This is a genomic window from Microcoleus sp. B4-D4 (assembly GCF_036705185.1).
GTDB lineage: Bacteria > Cyanobacteriota > Cyanobacteriia > Cyanobacteriales > Microcoleaceae > Microcoleus.
In genome coordinates this window covers 1-19,113 of the sequence record NZ_JAUBTX010000025.1, presented here as the reverse complement: position 1 = coordinate 19,113, position 19,113 = coordinate 1, and the positions used below count along the sequence as shown (strand labels likewise).

Sequence of the window (19,113 nt, the reverse complement as noted above, 5' to 3'; positions counted from 1 at the left end):
TTTATTGATAAATTTACCCGATCGCCTGTTAATTTCTCCCAGATACCAAAGTCCTCCGTCTGGGCTGTTATTCCTCGTCCCAAGCTTCTACAGCGATCAACTCGCTAACGGGATCTTGCATAGAAAAATCAAACTCTAGGAGTTGCTGTTTCCAGTAAGGCCATTCGTCCCCATAAAGCAAAGCTATTTTCCAAATACTGTCTGTCGGCTTGATAATGTCAGACGTGACGAGAGAATGCACCTGACGCTGGAACTTAACCATCGGCTGTATAACCTGCTGGCTCATAATACCTCTTGAATTGTTTAAATCTTGTGTAATTACCACTTCCCAGCGCACACTCTTTATCGCAGTTTCGCCAAGAACCGTCTAGCCAAGATACGTGTAGATTTTTTTCGGGAAGCTACATATTCAACTTGTATCTTAACACAGTTCGTTTTGACAAGGGCCTATAAGCAAGACTGAAGAGTCAAGATTGACTTCAAAGAATTAATCATCTTTAAAATGTCACGCTATATGCTGTCGAGCGGCCGTGGGAAGTTTGCCGCCTCGATTGTTTCCACATATCATAGCATATGCTGCAAAGGCTGCGTTCGGCTTATTTTTGACAAGGCTGAGTTGGCGATCGACTGAAATTACTCTTTCGCTGCTACAGTCTAATTTCCGCTTTCGGGCGAGTCAAGCATTCGTTTCAACTTCGGCGCTAGTGAAAGCTGCCACAGTGGGGACTCAACTGCATAAACTAATTATAGCTCTAATGACGGCAAAGGCGGTCAAAAATGGTTAGATAATGTTGAGCGGAATCCGCGCGACTGTCGGTAGAACATTCTAGGCCGCCCGACGCAGGCGTGCCAGCAAGTTCCCAACCCTTGACACTCTCCGACCTGAAGGTACGGAGATTCTTAAGAAGCTTTGACACTCTTAAAGGCGCTGTCAAGACACCTCTAGACGTTCAAAACAACTACCTTTTGGTGGTGCAATTACGCTTACTTTTTGCCTTATGCTTTCGTTCGCACTTTTCAACACTCTTGCCAGTTCGGTACGCTCCCCATCCTGCGCTGCTTGGCTGTCTCAAAAGTCTTTCTCAGACAAAAATGCTGAGGGTGTCTTACTGCCCGGGATCTCACCGTTCTAGGAATGGTTCAATACGTAGTTGATACACTTGTTCCGCATTGTTAAAATTATAACACAGATTACTCGCCGCCTAAAGGCTGCAACTGCGTTTCATCCCCGGCTTAAAAGACCGGGGTTCTCACGCAACGCGCTATAGTCATGATGCACTAAATCTAAAATCTAAAATCTAAAATCTAAAATTGCATGACTTGGACAAGGCGACACATTCTCACTCTAGCTGATTTTACCTCCGACGAATACGACACGGTGCTGCAAACTGCGGCCAGTTTTCGGGAGGTGCTCGGCCGCCGCACGAAGAAAGTGCCGGCCCTGCAGGGTCAAGTGGTCGCGAATTTGTTTTTTGAACCCTCCACCCGGACTCGCAACAGTTTTGAATTGGCGGCGAAGCGGCTGTCGGCGGATACGCTGAATTTTACCCCTGGTAGTTCTTCTCTGACCAAGGGAGAGACTATTCTGGATACAGCTAAGACTTATCTGGCGATGGGAACGGATTTGATGGTAGTCCGCCACGAACAAGCTGGAGTTCCCAGCACAATTGCTTCGGAAATGGATCGGTTGGGTTCGAGAGTCAGCGTTCTCAATGCAGGAGACGGCCAGCACGAACACCCGTCCCAAGGTTTGCTAGATTTATTTACTATCTGTTCTCTGTTAGATAGCGAAGGCCCGCGGCTGGAACTTTTAGCGGGCAAAAAAATTGCTGTGGTGGGGGATATCTTGCATTCGCGGGTGGCGAGGTCTAATATTTGGAGTCTCACGGCTTCTGGGGCTGAAGTTCATTTGGCCGGGCCGCCGACTTTGCTACCGCTGTTGTTTGCTGAGTGCGGCGATGTTCGTCCAGGTAAGTTATTTTTGCACTGGCAGCTTGAACCTGCTTTGGCTGATGCTGATTTTGTGATGACTTTGCGGCTGCAAAAGGAACGGATGAGCCAGCATTTGCTGCCGAGTTTACGAGAGTATCATTCTTTGTATGGGGTGACGCGCGATCGGCTCAAACTCTGCAAGCCGGATGTGAAGGTTTTGCACCCAGGCCCGGTTAACCGCGGCGTGGAAATTAGCTCGGACTTGATGGACGATCCCCAATTTAGCCTGATTTCTCAGCAAGTTACCAGCGGCGTAGCGGTGCGGATGGCTTTACTGTATCTGATCGGCGGCGGTAAAGTTTAGGTGGTGGGCTGTTAGTGATTAATTTCGGATCTTCGATGATTCTCAGGATCTATCGCCTCTTTAAAATATAATCGTTACCCGGTCTACCCGGATAACGATTAAAATTCTTTCTAGAAAATGTAAATTTCTCTAGTTAAGAATTAGTTGAGCCATGCACTAGAAACCCAGCCGCCACCTTTGAGTTGGGCCCAGCCGTGTCTGTAACGACCGGTCAATTTTACGTTATCTCCCCTGTATAACTTGCCGATGACACGAGAACAGCCATTGGGGCGGTGGCGGATATTCAGACGACCGCCGTTGGTGGCAACTTCGCGGTAGCTGTGATGGTTGTGACCGCCGCCGCAGCGCTTGTAGTGGCAAGCTGCCTGCGCTTCGCCAGTGACGCTAACAACAGATAAGGCTACTGCCATACCTGCAACGCCGACCAATGCAGATTTAGGAATTTTCAATTCCAGTTGGAGTTCGGACTCTGGAGATTCATAAGCAACAAAAGAATGATTCAATGCTAGTGCTTCCATAGTTTCCTCATGATTGTTGTTAACAGTTGTTGATGCAGACTCAGGTCAAAACGTTAGATTAACACCCAAACCATTAATTTGTGGGTAAAAAAAGGTACAAAAGGGTGCTACAGTCTTGCTTTGCCGAGTATTCGCTGGCTTTGCCTGAAATCTGCACAAGTACATCATGTCATTTAACCAGCATTGCGGAACAAAAAATAAATAAAGTTTACATTTTTTCCTAAAAATTTGGACGGCGCGGCTCGGTATGAGCGCCGAATTAAACTTAACTGTGTCATCAAAAAGGGAACGCAGTCATCGCTTGGGCTTAGAAATTGCTTACTGCGACTCTGGCATAATACGACTTATGTTGCTGTGCTTGCTGATTGATTTGCGATTGCCGATAGATAGCTATGGGCGATCGCGCAAACAGGCTGCTCGCCTTTAAACACTGTCGGAATTTGATTCTGGTGAGTTATATTTTTGCCGATCGCACTGCTACAACTATTCGGGCAGATTCCCGAAGATAGATAGCTAGGCTTCACAACTATATTGCTAAAAATTGATTTTTATGTATGCGTGACATGATGCAAGATAAATCGATCGCGACTTGATTTGTGTCAAGATCGATAGAGTTCTCCAGCATCACCTCTTTGGCAATGAACTCTCTTTCTGCACTTGCGATCGGCACAATACCTCAATGTCATGAATCAGACAGCTTCGCCATTACCATAGCGCCGTTATCTGTAGAAGAAATATACACTTTGGCAGATGACCCCGCCAACGGAGCGGTGGTAATGATGAGCGGTACAGTCCGCAACCAAACTGACGGTCAAGCTGTAGTTTCCCTAGAATATCAAGCCTACGAACCAATGGCCGTGCGAGTATTCCAGCAAATTGCTACGGAAATCCGCCGCCAGTGGGCCGATGTCAATCGGGTCGTCATTCACCACCGCGTCGGACACTTGCAGGTGGGGGAAATCAGCGTACTGGTAGCTGTTGGCTGTCCCCACCGCGACTCTGCCTTTGCAGCTTGTCAATACGCCATAGATACGCTCAAACACAACGTACCGATTTGGAAAAAGGAACATTGGGCCGACGGTTCTAGCAGTTGGGTTAGTATTGGAGCGTGCGAGGTCAGTCATTAGTCATTAGTCATCAGTCATTAGTCATTGGTTATTGGTTGTTTGTTATCAAGGCTTTTCGGGATCGTGTCCCATGCCCCAGTCTCCATCTCTTCCCCTGTTTGGGAACTTGTGACGATCGGTCAGCGTCAACAACTGTGGAATGTTCGATGAGCCAATTCCACCCATGAGCGACTTTATTTCCGTGTCCTGGTCTGCGGTTGTGGCGACCGTTCAAAGAGTGCAATTGCCAGCCGAAAAACTCTCTAATTATGACTTGGTGTTGCGATGTCAGGAAGGAAGCCGACCTGAGAGCACAGCTTTTTCAGAACTGTTGAAGCGGTATCAGTCCCACGTAGACAGGGTTCTCTATCACTTGGCCCCCGATTGGCAAGACCGAGCCGACTTGGCTCAGGAAGTCTGGATTCGTGTCTACCGCAATATTAACCGCTTGCAAGAGCCTGTTAAATTTCGGGGCTGGCTGAGTCGCATCGCCACTAATTTGTTTTACGATGAGTTGCGAAAGCGCAAGCGCGTGCGAACTCCTCTGTCCCTGGACGTACCCAGGGCTCTGGAAGATGGAGAGATTGATTGGGAAATTCCGGCGGACAGTCCGGGGCCTGATGATGATTTGACGACTAGAGAATTTTATGACGAGTTGCGATCGGCGATCGCCGATTTGCCGGAAGTTTTCCGCACGACAATTGTTTTGAGAGAAATTGAAGGTTTAGCCTATGAGGAAATAGCGGAAATAACCGGAGTTTCTCTGGGAACGGTCAAGTCTAGAATTGCTAGAGCTCGTCAAAGATTGCAGTTGCAATTGCAAAAATATCTTGACGGTCATTAGCAAAATTCATTCGATTTTAGATTCTAGATTTGAGATTTTAGATTTCGCCCTACAAGTTTGAGATTTTAGATTTACTTGTCGGTGGGTGAATCAAAGGAGAGCGCACAAAAGTCTAAAATTAGGATATCGGCAGGACAAAAGTGAGGAGATTGTATCGGTTTTTGGGCGAGGTGAAGAAAATTTGATGAAGTTTATTATGACATCAAAGCTTCTATTTTACAATCTAAATAAAGAGTCAATCATTTTAAAAGCGATCGCGTACTTCTCCCAATTTTATCGAGTGGTGTGAAAGATGAATCATAACTTTGAATCAGCAAGAAATCAGAATCAGCAACGTATGGGGGATTCACTCGGTGAAACTCCAGCTAACAACAATTATCCCCAGGGCAATGTAACTACCATGATGCGCGATCGCTTTGAATTGCTGAGTGCCTACCTTGACGGCGAAGTGACGGCGACAGAACGCCGAGAAGTTGAAGAATTGCTGACAAATGACCCCGCGACGAAGCGTTTGTACTCGCGACTTTTGAGTATGCAGCGAAGTTTTAGCTCAATGCCGGTGCCGGCTGCGGAACAATCGGCACAGGATTTGGCGGCGAAGGTTTTGCAGCGGGTTGAACGCAAGACGAAACGAAATTGGGTTTTGGGTGGAGGTGCGATCGCAGCTTTGTTGATTGCGGCGGTGTCTGGTGTCGGTGGGGGCCGCCAATTGTTTGCTCCCCAGTTTGCTCGATCGCCCCTTCCTGCTGAATCTGATGGTTTGGTTGTGGCTTTGAACGAGCCGGTGGTAGAGATTCTTAATCCCAACGATTTGATGATTGGGGTGAATGCGCCGATCGTGGATATTCCCAAAGTTGGTGTAGCAACCCCTCAAAAGTCATTGCCAAAGGCGCAGTAGGATTGCATTTTTGAGCAGTAACTGAAGTTGCTAAGCTCCCTAAAAAAGGGGGCTTTTTGCTGTTTTTCCCAGTTTTTCAAGGTGGATAGATTCTTTGACGCTTCCTCGGCTTTGAATGACGAATTGTGGGGCGATCGCATCTTGATATCCGAGTAGGTAGCGAGTGGAATTAGAGCGGGCGATTCCCTACGGGATAGCTTCGCTTCACGCACTTGTCACCGATTTTTTGGATATTGGCGATCGGCAACAGCAATGTCTCCTCAATTTCCTGCCGCACAGCAGGAGATACATTACAACCGCTATTGAGGCACTTTACCAGCAATTTATTAGCATCGTAATAATTTTTCAGCAATGACTTCTGCTGCTCGCTAAATTGCCAAACGCGACGCACATCGCGATACAAAATCATCATTTGTCTTAATCGCTTATCCCAAGCCTGACCGTTATCTTGCCACCATTTTGCAAATATCTCTTTGTCACTTTTTGGATCGGGCAGTTGTTCCAGAAGTTCTTGTATCCCTTGCCTTTGTTCAGGCTTAAGGGCAGGTACAAGGTCGCATTCAAGAACAAGGTCAAGGTTAGGGACGAGGGTACGTTCAAGGGTAAGCCTGATGTAACCAAGAGTAGGCTCAAGCGCATCCTTAAGGACGGTATTCAGGGCAAGGTCAAGAGCACCTTCAAGTGCAAGGTTAAGAACCTGTTCCAGAGCTTGTCCCACAACTTTTTTCAGACAAGGGTCAAGAGAAAGGGCAAAGCCGCAGTCAAGGAGGGGATATTCAAGGGTCAAGTAAAATGCTCTAACTGCCGCAGGTTTGTAGGCACAATCAACAGAAAGGGATTTTTTGTTGATCCACACTAGGAACTGCTGTAACTGCTCATCGTCAGCGATGACTCCATCAACTTTCTGCTTCATTGACAGCAACAAGTCATCAGCTTTTTGCAACATCCCAACTGCTAACAACGAGACTTCTCGCCAACGCTTCTCGGTCAGGTGGCTGACCAGTTTTTCCAAAGCTTGTGGAGCAGAATTGTTAACTATTTCTGTAGCAGTAAAATACTCTTGGAATGTTAGATGAGAAAATGAATAAATCCCTCTTGCCCTTTCCACTAATAATCCATGTTGTGCCTCGATCGCCTTCAGCACACCCTCACTATCGCTCTCCAACTGAACGCGGTTAGTTGTGGCATCGGGTAAGTTAGCTAGATAATCAGCAATCAATTGCTGAACTGTGTTTTTTTCAACAAAATAATCCCCCCGATCGAAAGTAATAGCTGCCACAAAAGCAAGTAAATGTTTCTTGCGACACAAATTCAAAGCGCGATAAACTTCATCCCGTTGAATGCCTCTGGTTTCATCCCATTTTCTGAGCATTATTTCCATTCCTTCCTCATACAACTTGGCTCGGTTGGATGGAAAATCAGCTTTTGCTTGGAATACTAAACAAGTCAAATTTAACAAGATAGGCGTTACTGCCAGTTCTCGGATTTGCTGATTTTTTTGCAGTGTCAGCTTCTCTACAAATTGAGATGCTAAAGCTTTCCCTGCCTCCATATTCTGGGAAAAAGCCACATACCAATTGATCGCAAAGGCAGCGATTTGCTTATCATTAAAATCGGCTACCTCAACACAGGTAAAGGCTTCGTCGTGAAATCTGTACTTAGCAGCGGCAATTCTACAGGTAATAATAAACTGATTGTTGTAATACTTTCCGGCAAACTGACGAATCTGTCTGACGACTGCATCGCTATCTGATTCTGGTACTTCATCTAAGCCGTCCAATAAAATCAAACCTCTGCCTTGACTGAGTGCGAATTCAGTTTGCGATCGCCCCTCAACTCCGCAACTGGCAAATTCGTCGCTGATATATTCTAATAAATCAAAATTAGCGATTTCAGCAAAGGTTTTTAGAGGGATAAAAATCGGTATTTTGTTTGCTTCAAATTTTGCCCGATCGCACTGAATGGCGATGTGTTTCAAAAAAGTAGTTTTACCGGAACCAGGTTTGCCCAGTACCATCAGTTTAGAGTGAGATTTTACCGCATCCAATCCTGGTACTCGTTTCTGGCGTACTTTACCCAATCCCAAGCGATTAAAGTTATCCGCATCTGGGTTGAAGTCTCTCAATAAATCGCGAATTTCTCCCGGCTGCCAACTGGTAATTTCCTCCAAAATGTTGACTTCAACGTAGAGGTTGCTGACATCAACGGGCTGTGCAATATCCAACAGTTGCATTTTGCTGTAAAGCTGTTGGATTTTGCTGTGGCATTTTTGCCGTATCTCTTCCACTACCGAATCAATAGGCTGTTGGCAAAAATCTCTAACCCCCCCAACCCCCACTTGGTAAGGGGAGGCTAAAGGAGGACGATCGACAATTTCTTCCCAATCCAACTGCAAAACCGTGCAGAAAGCCTTGAAAGCATGGGCTTTAATTGGTTCTCTTCCTGCTAAAAAACGCCTCCAAGTTGGCAGCGATAGGCCATCGGCATAGGGCCCTGCCTCTGTCCAAGCGCGATCGGGTTCTAATATTTGACTAGCTTCTACTAGCCATCTGGGGTCTTCTATCGTCGAGCCCCTCTCTCTTCTAGCTTGCCTAATTTTTACTAATCCCTCGTCAGAGGCTTTGAGGGTCGTCATTATATAATTTACTTTTGTATTTGTCAATGTCAATTTTAGATCAGTTTAGCGATCGCAAACTGAGTTTGTCAAGACCCCAGCAACCAAGAGAAAATGATCCTGACAACTAATAGACCTCTTGCAAAATAATTTTATGATATAATGAAAAGTTTTGCTTGAGTTGATTGAATCCCAACCCCTCAGCTATTTTCACTCTTGTCTTGCTATAAACAGGATAAAATGCTAAAAAGTTATGTTGTCGTTACACAATAAGTAAATCATGAAAAATCAATCTTACCTAAATTTGAAACCCGATCAATTTCAACGTAGATTTGGTATCAAGATTCAAACCCTAAAAGCAATGGTTAATGCCTTAGAAAAGTTTGCCGTAGAAAATCCTAAAGACAGAAGAGGACGTCGCACCATCCTAACTCTAGAAGAACAGGTCTTAGGATCCTTGGAATATTGGCGAGAATATCGAACATATTTTCATATTGGGACAAGTTGGGGAGTATCTGAATCAACTATTTGCCGAATTGTAACTGATATCGAATCAACTTTAATGAAAACGGGAAAGTTCCGTATTCCTGGGAAGAAAGCATTACTAAAAAACTCTGATTATCCAGAGGTCGTGGTGATGGATGTCACAGAAACAGCGATTGAACGACCCAAAAAAAAACAAAAAAGATATTACTCAGGCAAGAAAAAATGTCATACTCTAAAAACTCAATTGGTAATTAATCAAGAGACAAGAGAAATTATTTGCACTGCTTTTGGACCAGGGCATTGCCATGACTTTAACTTGTTTAAAAAAAGTAAAACTCATTTTCATCCCGAAACAAATAGCTTACAAGATAGTGGCTATCAAGGGATAAAGGATTATCACCCCAATAGTTATATCCCTAGAAAGAAACCTAAAAATGGGAAACTTTCTCGAATAGAAAAAGACTACAATCGAGTTCTAGCACAGGAGCGAATTGTGATTGAACACGTTAATCGGAGTCTCAAAATTTTTAAAATATTGTCGAGTCGTTATCGGAATCGCCGTCGCCGTTATGGTCTGCGTTGTAATTTGTTGTCAGCAATTTACAATTATGAGTTAGCTCTAGGGGATTAAATTTAAAACCTCTGATTATAACATATATCTTTTTTGCAAGAGGTCTAATGCACGGCATAGGGGAAAAGTTAGGCATAAATCATCCAAAATTAATCCTTCAAAATGCCACTCTCTTGTGTCTCTCAAAATCACCTATTAAATGATGAGAAAGGATAGCAACATGAGAAATAATATCAATGAAATCCCCTCCCGTGGAATCGGCATAAAACTTATTAGCAAAATTGCCGACAAGCTAAGCTATACACGCACTTCTGACAATCGCAACTGTCTGTTAATTGTGAAAAATTTTCAGCCCGACACAATGTCACCCCAGCAGACGAATCAATCTGGTTATTTGAAGCGGGCAGTTATTTTTTTAAACAGCTTGAATTTTGGATTTAAAAAAGGACACAATCGCCACTTTTATCGAAGTTACAATCAGCCAACTAAAACAATTCACCTTCAACTAAACACTGACCTCAATAGTGTTGCACAAGTTTTATGGTGGGTCGAGCAGTTATTGAGGATCTACCCATTCCAGAAGCAGTTTTGCAGCAGTGCAAACTTGCTACGATAGAAGGATTTACAAATGCTGTTCGCCACGCACACAAAAATCTGCCCTTTCAAACTCCGATCGACCTTGAAATAACCGTGTTTAACGAACGTCTAGAAGTCAAAATTTGGGATATGGGAGAGCCTTTTGACCTCCAAGCTAAGTTGCTTGAAGAATTGCCTGTTATTTGGAGAGAGCTGGGATTTATGCTTGACTAAATCTGTAATCGTCAACTTTTAACTAATAAGAAAGATATTTTTTTGTGATGACTACTAATACTGCTCCCAAAATTCTAGTTGTGGATGATGACACAGCCATCCGCACTCTAGTTCATCGTTTTTTAAATCAGAAATATCAAGTAGATTCGGCAGCAGATGGCGAGACTGCTTTAGCATTGTTTGAGGAATTCAAGCCAATGCTAGTAGTTCTAGATTGGAATTTGCCGGATACTACAGGCTATCATCTTTGCCAGGAAATGCAGCGCCGTACTAATGTTTTTGTGGTCATGCTAAGCAGCCGCACAGAAGAAGCCGATCGACTTAAAGTCCTGTCTGTCGGTGCTGATGACTATATCTGCAAACCATTTGGTCTGGCGGAGTTGGCAATGCGGATCGAAGTTGTGTTGAGACGGATGAGGTGTGTTACTCCATCTCGTATGATATTCGATCGATTCGCGATCGATTCAGCGCGTCGGGAAGCAACACTCAACGACAAAATTATCAAGTTAACAACCTTGGAATTTAATATTTTGTATTTTTTGGCAAGTCATTCCGGTGAATCTTGGAGTCGCCAACAGCTAATCGAAAAAATCTGGGGTTGGAACTGCAGCAACACAGAAGAAGAGAAAGTTGTTAGCGTACATATCGGCCAGATTCGCAAGAAAATGATTCAAGTTGATGCTACAGGATCGCAGTTTATTAAAACTGTTCGCGGTTACGGTTACAGGTTCGAGCCGCCCTCGCCCGCGGCAATGGCAATTTCCTCAGCTCATCGGCATTAACGTTTTATTTTGTGAAAAACCTATTTTCCCACGTCCCATCGAGCAGCCAGATGCCTCCTAGAGCACGAACGCGATCGGGTAGCATGAAGTAAGCCCAAGCCGTGCCTAGAGGTTTGAATTGTCGATCGCAGATTTCGATTTCCTGCCGCTGATATTCGTTTTGTGTCGGTTCCCGCAGCGGATCGTAGTCTTCAAGTCGGTCTAAATCTTCCAAAATAGCCGATCGAGCGAAACAAAGGAGAAAACCGCAGACGATGCCTTCTCCGGCCACCATCGCAGGATAACCGACCGGCAGCGCAAAAAGTTGACCGCGGGCGATCGCGGGGCAAGCATCCACAACCTTTCCCTCGCAGTAGCGCCGGTAGTTGCACTCCCCCGGTTTGAGAGTACCGTAGACAAAGACTTTCATCGGGTAGGGCCTAACCGCTAGTTTTTGCTAAGATAGATGGCTGACGCAAAATTGTGCTATCCTTATGATTCTAGGCATCTGCATAGTGTGATTGACCCGGTAACGGGCAATAATCTAGAAAATATCTAGAAAACCAGAACATTGACAAATCAATAGTTTCAGGAGAAATATCAAATGAGAGCTGATAAGCATCCCCAGTTGGATTGTGACATCAAGGTTGCCACTGATGGCAACTCGATCCGCCTATCCTTCCCTAAGCGTCACACGCCGCTATGGGAGACACTAGACGGTAAATCGTTAAAGGGTAAGCCCAAGTACCTTTATTTGACCAAGTATGGCTTTAAAGCTGACAACCCGGCTGATCGTAAGCGTGCCGCTCAAATTGCGATCGCAATAGAGAGTGATTTAGACCATCCAGAATGGGATAAGTTATTTGACCTTACCCTTGCTAAGTACGGTTTGGGAGGCGGTAAATACGCCAAAATAGCCGATGTACTACAGTTACCTGGCACAACTCAGTTAGAGCCTGAGATAACGGTAGGTGAGTGTTGGGAGCGTTACCTTGAATGGAAAGTGACAACCGTTGAAGAGACCACTTTTAAGGTAATGTTTAACGGGTTTACTAATGTCATTTTTGGCAAAAAATGGGATAACAATTTAAAGACCTACAGTCAACTAGAAACCCATCTGTCAACGGTAAAGTTAAGCGACAAAGCGCTGATAATAGAAGAGTTTGATAAGATAAAGGTTTGTCGGAAGCCTTACCTTATGAACGAACTATCAAGGGCTTTTGATTTTTGTAAATCAAAGGAAGCGATTAATGCTACTACTGAAAACCCGTTTTTAGCGGGTAAATTCAGCAAACCTACCGTAACAACTCAGGATAAATATGCTGACAAGGTTGTTAACGGTGAACTTATTAGTTGGCACGAAGTACAGGATGAGAAAGCTTTAGAAGAGGATAGACGTGCTTTTACCAAAATAGAGCGCGATACTATTATCAAAGCTTTCTATGAAAATGAAAATTCAACCAACCGTTACCTAGCGCCATTGATTGAATTCTACTTTCTCACTGGTTGCCGCACATCAGAAGCGGTAGCGCTTAATTGGGGTGATATTGATTTTAACCGGGGTACTATTCGATTCTCAAAATCGATTGGTACTTGTACTAACAAAATCAAAGAAACTAAAACGGGTGAGGTACGAATATTTTATTTCAAAAACGATTCTCGATTAAGAGAGATATTACTTGAGATAAAAAGTGCTAGTAAGTCTGATTTAGTATTCCCTAGTAAAAAAGGGAAGTACATCAAATACGCTAGTCTGTCGAACGCATGGGCGGGTAATAGCATCAAAAAGATGCTTGCAGATGGAACCATGAAAACATATCATTTTGGTGCGGTAGTTTCTCAATTGGTAGAGGATGGCAAGCTCGAAACCTACTTGAGCTTGTACCATACCAGACACACTTATATTACGCTTACAGCACACGCTAATAAGCACAACACAGATTCATTGCTCTATATAGCTACCTCTTGCGGTAACAGTGTAGATGTCATCCTCAGACACTATTTATGCAGGACTGAGAATCCCGACTTAATCAGTGTCTAGTCACATTATGTAAATACACCCCTGTAAAAAGGGGGGTGTAAATCAGATAAAGCACCTTTAGCAGGGTGCTTTTTTTGTGCCTAAAAATGACAGATAAGCAAAATTTATATAATGATATAGCAGAGGTATGTATTACAAGGTAGGGATAAAATGGGATGTAAAGAGAAGGGGATAAGATAGCGCTGAAGGGGGCGATTGGAAGCGTGTAAATCCCCCCCTAGCCTTGTCAAGATGAACAACGGTGTTAATTGTCTTATTAAAGCCGGGTTTTGACACAATTAAACGCTGATAGCAATCACAAAAATCCTGATCTAATCAGTGTCTAGTCACATTATGTAAATACACCCCTGTAAAAAGGGGGGTGTAAATCAGATAAAGCACCTTTAGCAGGGTGCTTTTTTTGTGCCATATTATTTTACTTCAATCCTATTGTATGTATATTGAGAATGAAATTTAATTGCTAATTTAAGAAAAAAATTGTCAGAACCTATAGGGTTTAGACAACTCCATCAAGGATTGAATAGGCTCTGATGTATTGTAATCTTAAATTACAAAGTAAATTCACCAAAAACAAACATGGCAGCTATAGCAACCTTAACGGCTACAACCCTCGAAGGACAATTATTACAGCTTATCGAAGAGATAACCAACGCGCAAATTATTGCGGTTGCAGCAGCCGCCCCCGGTGTAACTGTTCGTAGAATTGTCTCTTCTAACGTTACCGATGATGTCGCGGGTACTAAAAGCGTTACCCTCAGTATTCCAATTACAGTAAACATAAACACCACAGGCACGGCTGTAGAAGCTGTAGCGGTGTACTAAACAATATTTTCCACCGCAATTTCATTTTGTGGTGGAGGATATTCACTTAACAAAAGGAAGTAAATTATGGCAACACTTGCAGAAACTAAAGCAGCTCTAGAGGCTGAAATAGCTGCCGCTAAAGATAAAAAAGGGACGCAATCGGTAACAGTAGCAGCGCTAGTAGATCCAACTGGTTACACAACTTTCAAGGTTCGTGAGGATTTTGTCGATCATTTTGGCATTACACCTACTAGCACGGCATTAGAAGGGGCAACATTATTCATTCCAAAAAAGAAGGTAGTAACGGGCGGTACTGGTACAACACCTGTTACTCCAAACAGTGCGGGCGCGGGAACCGTAAAAAGTGATTCCGCGAAAATTATTGGCAGAGCTATCAAAGTTCCAACCGGGGGCGGATATACTCGTAAAATTAAGGGTGTACAAAAACCAATTAAAGAGGTTACTATGCGAGTACCTTCTACTATGAGCTTAACCGCAATAATCCTGTGGATTAATACCTCTTTCAGTGGAACCAAAAAACCTACTTACTTTAAGACGGCAGCAGGTTCTAGAGTTTCAATTAACAGCACCTTCACAGACAAAAGTAAATTGGCTAACAAGAAAAACGAATAACCACCTGTCTTGAGGATTGCTAGTGCAGAACATCAGTTTTTGGATTGATTTATTTTTAGTGATTGGTGTAATTGCTGCTTTAATACCTATTATTCAACAACTCAATCAAACTATTAAAGGGGTTAAAGAAGCCGAAGCCGAACGAGTTGGCATCCGATTACAAATAGAATTTCTATCTAATCGATTAGATAAAATTGAAAATTGGATCGCTGGTAATTCTGGATTCAAAGGCTGACACGTATTTTCAATTTACACCCCCCTTTTTACAGGGGTGTATTTTATAAATGTACTTACAGCGCTAGAATGTGACTAGAAAATTAACTCGTTTAGGTAAGCATTCTCAACGGCTAGGATGTACTAAATACGTTAAACAACTAGAAAATTTCTAGAATCTAGTCTGAAAATGCTTGAAACTATTGATTTTAGGTGATTTGTCAAAAGATAGATGGCTAAGCTAATAGTTTAAGTCTCGCGGGCGATCGCGACGGCAATCTTGATAAATTTCGTTGTTTACCCTTTCTTATAATTCATGACTCTAACAGTTAGTTTTATTGCTTTTGGACTTCAGCCCTTGTACGTGAGCTCTTTTTTGCCAGACCTGCCCCTCGACAGCTTGTTTTCGACTCAAGGGATTATGGTGATGCTGCTGGCCGCCTATGCGGGGGCGATGTGGATGTTTCTCACCAGTGCTCCGAAGGTACACACGGTGATGGTATCGGATCTCGGACAAGCCAGGGAGTTTTATGAAGGTATGCTAAACCTGCCCGTAGCAGAAGTGCCGCTGCATTACTACTACAATTACGAGCAAACCTTGGGAACCACGGGTATCGACCCCCTGTATTTGTCGCCGAATGTCGGCAGGGGAACGAGCTCTCAAACGATGGGGAGTCCCGAGGGTTTGTGGTATCAGTTGATGAAAAATACTCAACTGCACATTATTAGCGGCGCCGGTGTAGGGGAAAAAAATCGCCAGCGTCACGTTTGTTTCGATCGCGATTGTTTGGATCAGCTATTGATGAGGGTACAAACTAGGGGTATTAGTTATAAAATTCGCCGGGAAAAGCCGCTGAATTTTTTGGTCAAGGATTATGACGGCCGCGTGATTGAAATGGCCGAGGTTAGTAATTAAGCTCACAGGCAAAAAAATTTAGATATAGAAATCCGGTTTCTCCCAGAAAGCGGGTTTCTAAAGTTACGAGTTTACAAGTTATTGTTGCTATGACTTCTTCCTCTCCGTTGCAACTTAACTAAATCTTTAATTTTCACCAAACATTGTTTAAAACTGAGAACTTGATTCAAGAGGTAAAGCAAATGGGACAGACAAAATTAATTGATCAGTTTAATCAAGATGGATATGTTAAGCTCCGGGTTTTTTTTTCAGAAGCCGAGATGAGAACACTGATCGAGGATATTAAAGAAGCCGATCCGAAGCACATGGACAATAATCTGAATAAAGGAAGCTTAACTTTTCACAGTCAGCTATTCCAATACAGTGAAAAGATCCAAAACTTCATCTCTCAACCCCGACTTGTGGAACTGCTTGCACAATTCATTGGTCCAAATTTCTGGGTGCGGTGGGATCAGGCAGTAGCCAAAGGACCTGGAGCAGAAACCTTTCCTTGGCATCAGGATAATGGCTACAGCAACCTTAAGGATAATCACTACCAACTGTGGATTGCACTGACCAGAATGACCCCCGAAAATGGTGGGCTTTGGCTACAACCGGGGAGTCACAAAAAACGGCTGCGGCACAAATTTGAAGGTAACTATGCTGTGTATGATGGAACTCCTGAGAGTCCACTCTTCATTGAAGCAGAAGCGGGGGATCTTGTTTTGTTTTCCTCGCTGACACTTCACAGTACAACACCTAATGTTTCGCAGGAAACCCGCTGGGCTTACGTGATTGAGTATATGTCCCTAAATCACGTCGATCCTTCTCTCAAACCACCCTATTTTGTGGTTGCCCGTAACGGTAAATCCCAGCCAGAGTTTGTTAATCTTCATACAGGTTTCCTGAACCCCTGGAATCATTTGAAATACGTTGGTTATCGCTGGAATCTTAAGGAACTGTTGCCAAGCAGGCTGAAACTACTTCTAAAGAGAGCAGAGTTGGTAGGAAAGAAGTAATACCAATTCTTACTGTACCCTCACTAGGTGAAGCCCGAATGTACTTCGTAAGTCATTCGTACTTCACCTAGAACCCTAGAAGCATTAGGTTGATTTAACCGGATTTGATATCACTTAGTTATTACTTCAACGCCCGATCGCTCTAATTCTATATCTGTCAAAGAGACTGCTTTCCGGCTGAAGATTTGGAAGTAGAGAGAAACAAAAAACTCTTTAACTGGGAAAACGATCAAAGTTAAAGGATTGATGGTGACAATGATATTGCGGACATCGGCTTTAGCTTGTTTGACAATTTGCTGCGCTACCCAGTCTGGCGACATAATGCCGATCGGGTTTAAGTTGCTTTTAAACGGCCCTAAAATCAGCTTGCGAACGATGCAGGGCGCATCCAGCCTCCGCAAAGTAACTAAATCTCCCAAGGCGCGTTTGCTGAGTTCGTACAGCGGGCTGACAGCGGGAATCACTTCTGCTTCGGAAGTATTGATCCAGACTTCTTTGCAAGCGATGTTTTCGTTAGTTCGGACTGTTAAGAAAAAGAGTTCCATCAGTCGCCACGCCGAAAAAGTGTTAATTTCGTATGAATTTGCGATCGCCTCTCCGGTTCTTTCTCCCTGTACGTTAATCCCGTGATTGATGACGAGAATATCGATTTTTTCTAACAATTGAGCTAAATCTGCCTCTGCGCCAGCGTGCCAAATTACAGTTTTTACAGGCAAAATATCGCCGCCTACATTCAAAGTAATTTGCTCGTTTCCAGAGGATAGGGCGATAACTTTTGCACCAGCTTTGTGCAGGTGTTTGAGAAGCAAACGCCCTAAAGTTCCCGATGCACCGGTGACGGCTACAGTTTTGCCTTTAAGAGAAAGTGCTGTTCCCATAAGTTTATCTATTAAGGTGAAAGTACCGCAATAGTAAGCATTTTGATTGTCGAAGTGATGCCGCCAATGATAAGGTTTATTAACGAACCAGTTGCCGGGGGTAGTCTGGAATTCTCCCGGTTGGTGGGTGATGTCGGTTAATTCGTCTGCACCTTTAATGCCACACGCGCGGGCGATCGCACTCAACAAAAAGCCTAAAGTATAAATACAACCTGCTGCTGCGCCCCAGTGATATGCCGGCATCACAAAATAAGCTAAAAGCCACAGCAACAAGCCCAAAACCATCATCGCCGCAGCTTCGGGCACATCGTGACGCCAGTGTGCTTGCTTGTAAATTGTCTCGCTGACAGCAGTCAAATTCGGGCGGAAAACGCGGTGATGCCAATTGTGCAGCTTTTGCAAAGGCGGCACATAATGAGACGCGACGTGATAAAAGTCTCGGATGATTTCTGCCCAAAACACAGAAGCTATTGCTACAGCGCCGACTATCCAGTAATTTACCATACTCGCAGAAGTTATAAATTTAAGATATTATATCATGTCTGGTCATAAAAAAGGTTCGGTCGCGGTCGTTATCGGCGGACATGATATTAGATATTGTCTGTTTTAAAACAAAGCTTAAAATTGCTTTTATTGCTAGTCGGGCAGTTGACTTAGGCGTTTTAAAATCTGCAAAACGCGGTACAATTCATTGCCGGGATTGGAAATAACAAATTCAGCCGATCGGGCATACTGGGGAGTTTCCCCTGTGACTAACTTCACAAAAGAGAAGTTAGCACCTGTAGAAATCATCCCAAAAGTAGGAGTTTCAGGATTGGGATCTGCCAGCATATATGTCAGGAGTTGTGCGAGTGCTTCGTCCGTTGAAAACGAAAGTTGTTTGGATTCAATTACTGTCACCCACAAGTTTGCTTTCATGATTAGGATATCTATTCTGCCTTCGATGATTCTGCCTTCGTCTTCCTCTTGAATGGATATCGATTTTTCGGCTTTGACTTGAAAAGGAGACTCAAACAGACCGGCAATAAACAAAATAGGGCTGACTATCGTCAGTTTGACTGCATTTTCCCAAACAGGCGGGCTGTCTACCAAGTTGAAGTATATGTCTTGAACGCGATCGAGTAATTGTTTTTCTGAGTCTGTTACTTCCGGCAAGTTTTCTTGCCATTCTGGGAAAAAATCAGCTTTACGAACTCGCTGCAAGCCGAAGTTATCGATTAGATAGCGGAGGTTAATATCTCTTGCTTGAAGTTTTTGCATTATAATTTATCGAGTTTAAATTATTGGTAATAATTTTAGCATAAGTGTGATTGCAACCGCAGATAAAGGCAGATAAACGCAGGTGAACGCAGATGGGTAGAGTTGATTTTGTTGAGGTTTTTGTTTATTTGGGCTTGAGATCGCCATTTGGCTGTTTTTGGGCTGCTTGCATTTGCAGCAATTGCGGCACGGTGACAAAACGGTATCCCTGCTGTTTGAGTTTGGGAATAATTGCCGACACGGCCTCGACTGTTTGCTGGCGATCGCCCCCGCCGTCGTGCAACAATACGATCGCCCCCGATGTCGCTTGAGACAGCACACTGCGGGTTATAGCAGCCGCCGATGGTTGAAAAAAGTCTTTAGGGTCGATCGACCACATAACAACTACGTAGGGCTTGCTGAAAAAGTCAGAAAACAGCATTTAGAAAGATGAGTGAATTTGAGAGCGCCTCGGCAATATAAGTTT

Annotated in this window: 21 protein-coding genes; 13 read left to right on the top strand and 8 right to left on the bottom strand. The window is 43.8% G+C overall.

The window, feature by feature from the left end:
• Positions 1-67: 67 nt before the first annotated feature.
• A complete protein-coding gene (locus QUB13_RS18475) occupies positions 68-286 on the bottom strand; it encodes a DUF4327 family protein (protein WP_006631282.1) in 219 nt (72 codons plus the stop codon).
• A gap of 1,029 nt (positions 287-1,315) precedes the next feature.
• On the opposite strand from QUB13_RS18475, the gene QUB13_RS18470 reads away from it, so the two are divergent.
• Positions 1,316-2,296 carry an aspartate carbamoyltransferase catalytic subunit gene (locus QUB13_RS18470; RefSeq protein WP_333088075.1) on the top strand — a complete coding sequence of 327 codons (981 nt, stop codon included), beginning with the start codon at positions 1,316-1,318 and terminating at the stop codon, positions 2,294-2,296.
• Between the two features lie 140 nt (positions 2,297-2,436).
• On the opposite strand, the gene QUB13_RS18465 is transcribed toward QUB13_RS18470, so the two are convergent.
• Positions 2,437-2,814, bottom strand: a complete 378-nt coding sequence (locus QUB13_RS18465) for an SH3 domain-containing protein (RefSeq protein ID WP_333383185.1) — start codon at positions 2,812-2,814, stop codon at positions 2,437-2,439.
• Positions 2,815-3,158: 344 nt separating this feature from the next.
• A complete protein-coding gene (locus QUB13_RS18460) occupies positions 3,159-3,338 on the bottom strand; it encodes a hypothetical protein (RefSeq protein WP_333383181.1) in 180 nt (59 codons plus the stop codon).
• A 114-nt stretch (positions 3,339-3,452) separates the two neighbouring features.
• Here QUB13_RS18460 and QUB13_RS18455 point away from each other — a divergent pair, with 114 nt between their 5' ends.
• The 3 genes from QUB13_RS18455 (at position 3,453) to QUB13_RS18445 (ending at position 5,662) form a co-directional block, all read left to right on the top strand.
• Positions 3,453-3,941 carry a molybdenum cofactor biosynthesis protein MoaE gene (locus QUB13_RS18455; protein ID WP_333383321.1) on the top strand — a complete coding sequence of 163 codons (489 nt, stop codon included), beginning with the start codon at positions 3,453-3,455 and terminating at the stop codon, positions 3,939-3,941.
• Between the two features lie 163 nt (positions 3,942-4,104).
• Positions 4,105-4,764, top strand: coding sequence for a sigma-70 family RNA polymerase sigma factor (locus tag QUB13_RS18450; RefSeq protein WP_194012629.1), 660 nt, complete (start codon positions 4,105-4,107; stop codon positions 4,762-4,764).
• A gap of 337 nt (positions 4,765-5,101) precedes the next feature.
• Positions 5,102-5,662, top strand: a complete 561-nt coding sequence (locus QUB13_RS18445; RefSeq protein WP_333383178.1) for an anti-sigma factor family protein — start codon at positions 5,102-5,104, stop codon at positions 5,660-5,662.
• 169 nt (positions 5,663-5,831) lie between these two features.
• Here the strand turns inward: QUB13_RS18445 and QUB13_RS18440 are convergent, their stop codons facing one another.
• The gene (locus QUB13_RS18440; protein WP_333383175.1) at positions 5,832-8,297 is read right to left on the bottom strand and encodes an NACHT domain-containing protein; all 2,466 of its coding nucleotides are present in this window, start codon (positions 8,295-8,297) and stop codon (positions 5,832-5,834) included.
• Positions 8,298-8,556: 259 nt separating this feature from the next.
• On the opposite strand from QUB13_RS18440, the gene QUB13_RS18435 reads away from it, so the two are divergent.
• The 3 genes from QUB13_RS18435 (at position 8,557) to QUB13_RS18425 (ending at position 10,925) form a co-directional block, all read left to right on the top strand.
• Positions 8,557-9,393, top strand: a complete 837-nt coding sequence (locus QUB13_RS18435; RefSeq protein ID WP_442922180.1) for an IS5 family transposase — start codon at positions 8,557-8,559, stop codon at positions 9,391-9,393.
• Positions 9,394-9,873: 480 nt separating this feature from the next.
• Positions 9,874-10,143: an ATP-binding protein gene (locus tag QUB13_RS18430; RefSeq protein WP_333383171.1), complete on the top strand. Its 270-nt coding sequence runs from the start codon at positions 9,874-9,876 to the stop codon at positions 10,141-10,143.
• Between the two features lie 47 nt (positions 10,144-10,190).
• Positions 10,191-10,925, top strand: coding sequence for a response regulator transcription factor (locus tag QUB13_RS18425; RefSeq protein WP_333383168.1), 735 nt, complete (start codon positions 10,191-10,193; stop codon positions 10,923-10,925).
• A gap of 4 nt (positions 10,926-10,929) precedes the next feature.
• On the opposite strand, the gene QUB13_RS18420 is transcribed toward QUB13_RS18425, so the two are convergent.
• The gene (locus QUB13_RS18420; RefSeq protein ID WP_333383165.1) at positions 10,930-11,334 is read right to left on the bottom strand and encodes a gamma-glutamylcyclotransferase family protein; all 405 of its coding nucleotides are present in this window, start codon (positions 11,332-11,334) and stop codon (positions 10,930-10,932) included.
• A gap of 174 nt (positions 11,335-11,508) precedes the next feature.
• Between QUB13_RS18420 and QUB13_RS18415 the strand changes: the two genes are divergently transcribed.
• The 6 genes from QUB13_RS18415 (at position 11,509) to QUB13_RS18390 (ending at position 16,509) form a co-directional block, all read left to right on the top strand.
• Positions 11,509-12,945 carry a tyrosine-type recombinase/integrase gene (locus QUB13_RS18415; RefSeq protein ID WP_333383161.1) on the top strand — a complete coding sequence of 479 codons (1,437 nt, stop codon included), beginning with the start codon at positions 11,509-11,511 and terminating at the stop codon, positions 12,943-12,945.
• Between the two features lie 576 nt (positions 12,946-13,521).
• Complete coding sequence (locus QUB13_RS18410; RefSeq protein ID WP_333383159.1) at positions 13,522-13,767, top strand: hypothetical protein; 246 nt, start codon at positions 13,522-13,524, stop codon at positions 13,765-13,767.
• 66 nt (positions 13,768-13,833) lie between these two features.
• Positions 13,834-14,382, top strand: coding sequence for a hypothetical protein (locus QUB13_RS18405; RefSeq protein WP_333383157.1), 549 nt, complete (start codon positions 13,834-13,836; stop codon positions 14,380-14,382).
• 22 nt (positions 14,383-14,404) lie between these two features.
• Positions 14,405-14,617 (top strand): hypothetical protein, encoded by a 213-nt coding sequence (locus QUB13_RS18400; protein ID WP_333383155.1) that lies wholly within the window; start codon positions 14,405-14,407, stop codon positions 14,615-14,617.
• A gap of 294 nt (positions 14,618-14,911) precedes the next feature.
• Positions 14,912-15,511, top strand: a complete 600-nt coding sequence (locus QUB13_RS18395; RefSeq protein ID WP_194064944.1) for a glyoxalase-like domain protein — start codon at positions 14,912-14,914, stop codon at positions 15,509-15,511.
• 182 nt (positions 15,512-15,693) lie between these two features.
• A complete protein-coding gene (locus QUB13_RS18390; RefSeq protein ID WP_333383152.1) occupies positions 15,694-16,509 on the top strand; it encodes a phytanoyl-CoA dioxygenase family protein in 816 nt (271 codons plus the stop codon).
• A 110-nt stretch (positions 16,510-16,619) separates the two neighbouring features.
• On the opposite strand, the gene QUB13_RS18385 is transcribed toward QUB13_RS18390, so the two are convergent.
• The 3 genes from QUB13_RS18385 to QUB13_RS18375 form a co-directional block, all read right to left on the bottom strand.
• A complete protein-coding gene (locus tag QUB13_RS18385; RefSeq protein WP_333383149.1) occupies positions 16,620-17,891 on the bottom strand; it encodes a bifunctional sterol desaturase/short chain dehydrogenase in 1,272 nt (423 codons plus the stop codon).
• Positions 17,892-18,023: 132 nt separating this feature from the next.
• On the bottom strand, positions 18,024-18,647 hold the full coding sequence (locus QUB13_RS18380) for a restriction endonuclease subunit R (RefSeq protein WP_333383147.1): 624 nt from the start codon (positions 18,645-18,647) through the stop codon (positions 18,024-18,026).
• A gap of 124 nt (positions 18,648-18,771) precedes the next feature.
• Positions 18,772-19,068 (bottom strand): hypothetical protein, encoded by a 297-nt coding sequence (locus QUB13_RS18375; RefSeq protein ID WP_333383144.1) that lies wholly within the window; start codon positions 19,066-19,068, stop codon positions 18,772-18,774.
• Positions 19,069-19,113: the final 45 nt, after the last annotated feature.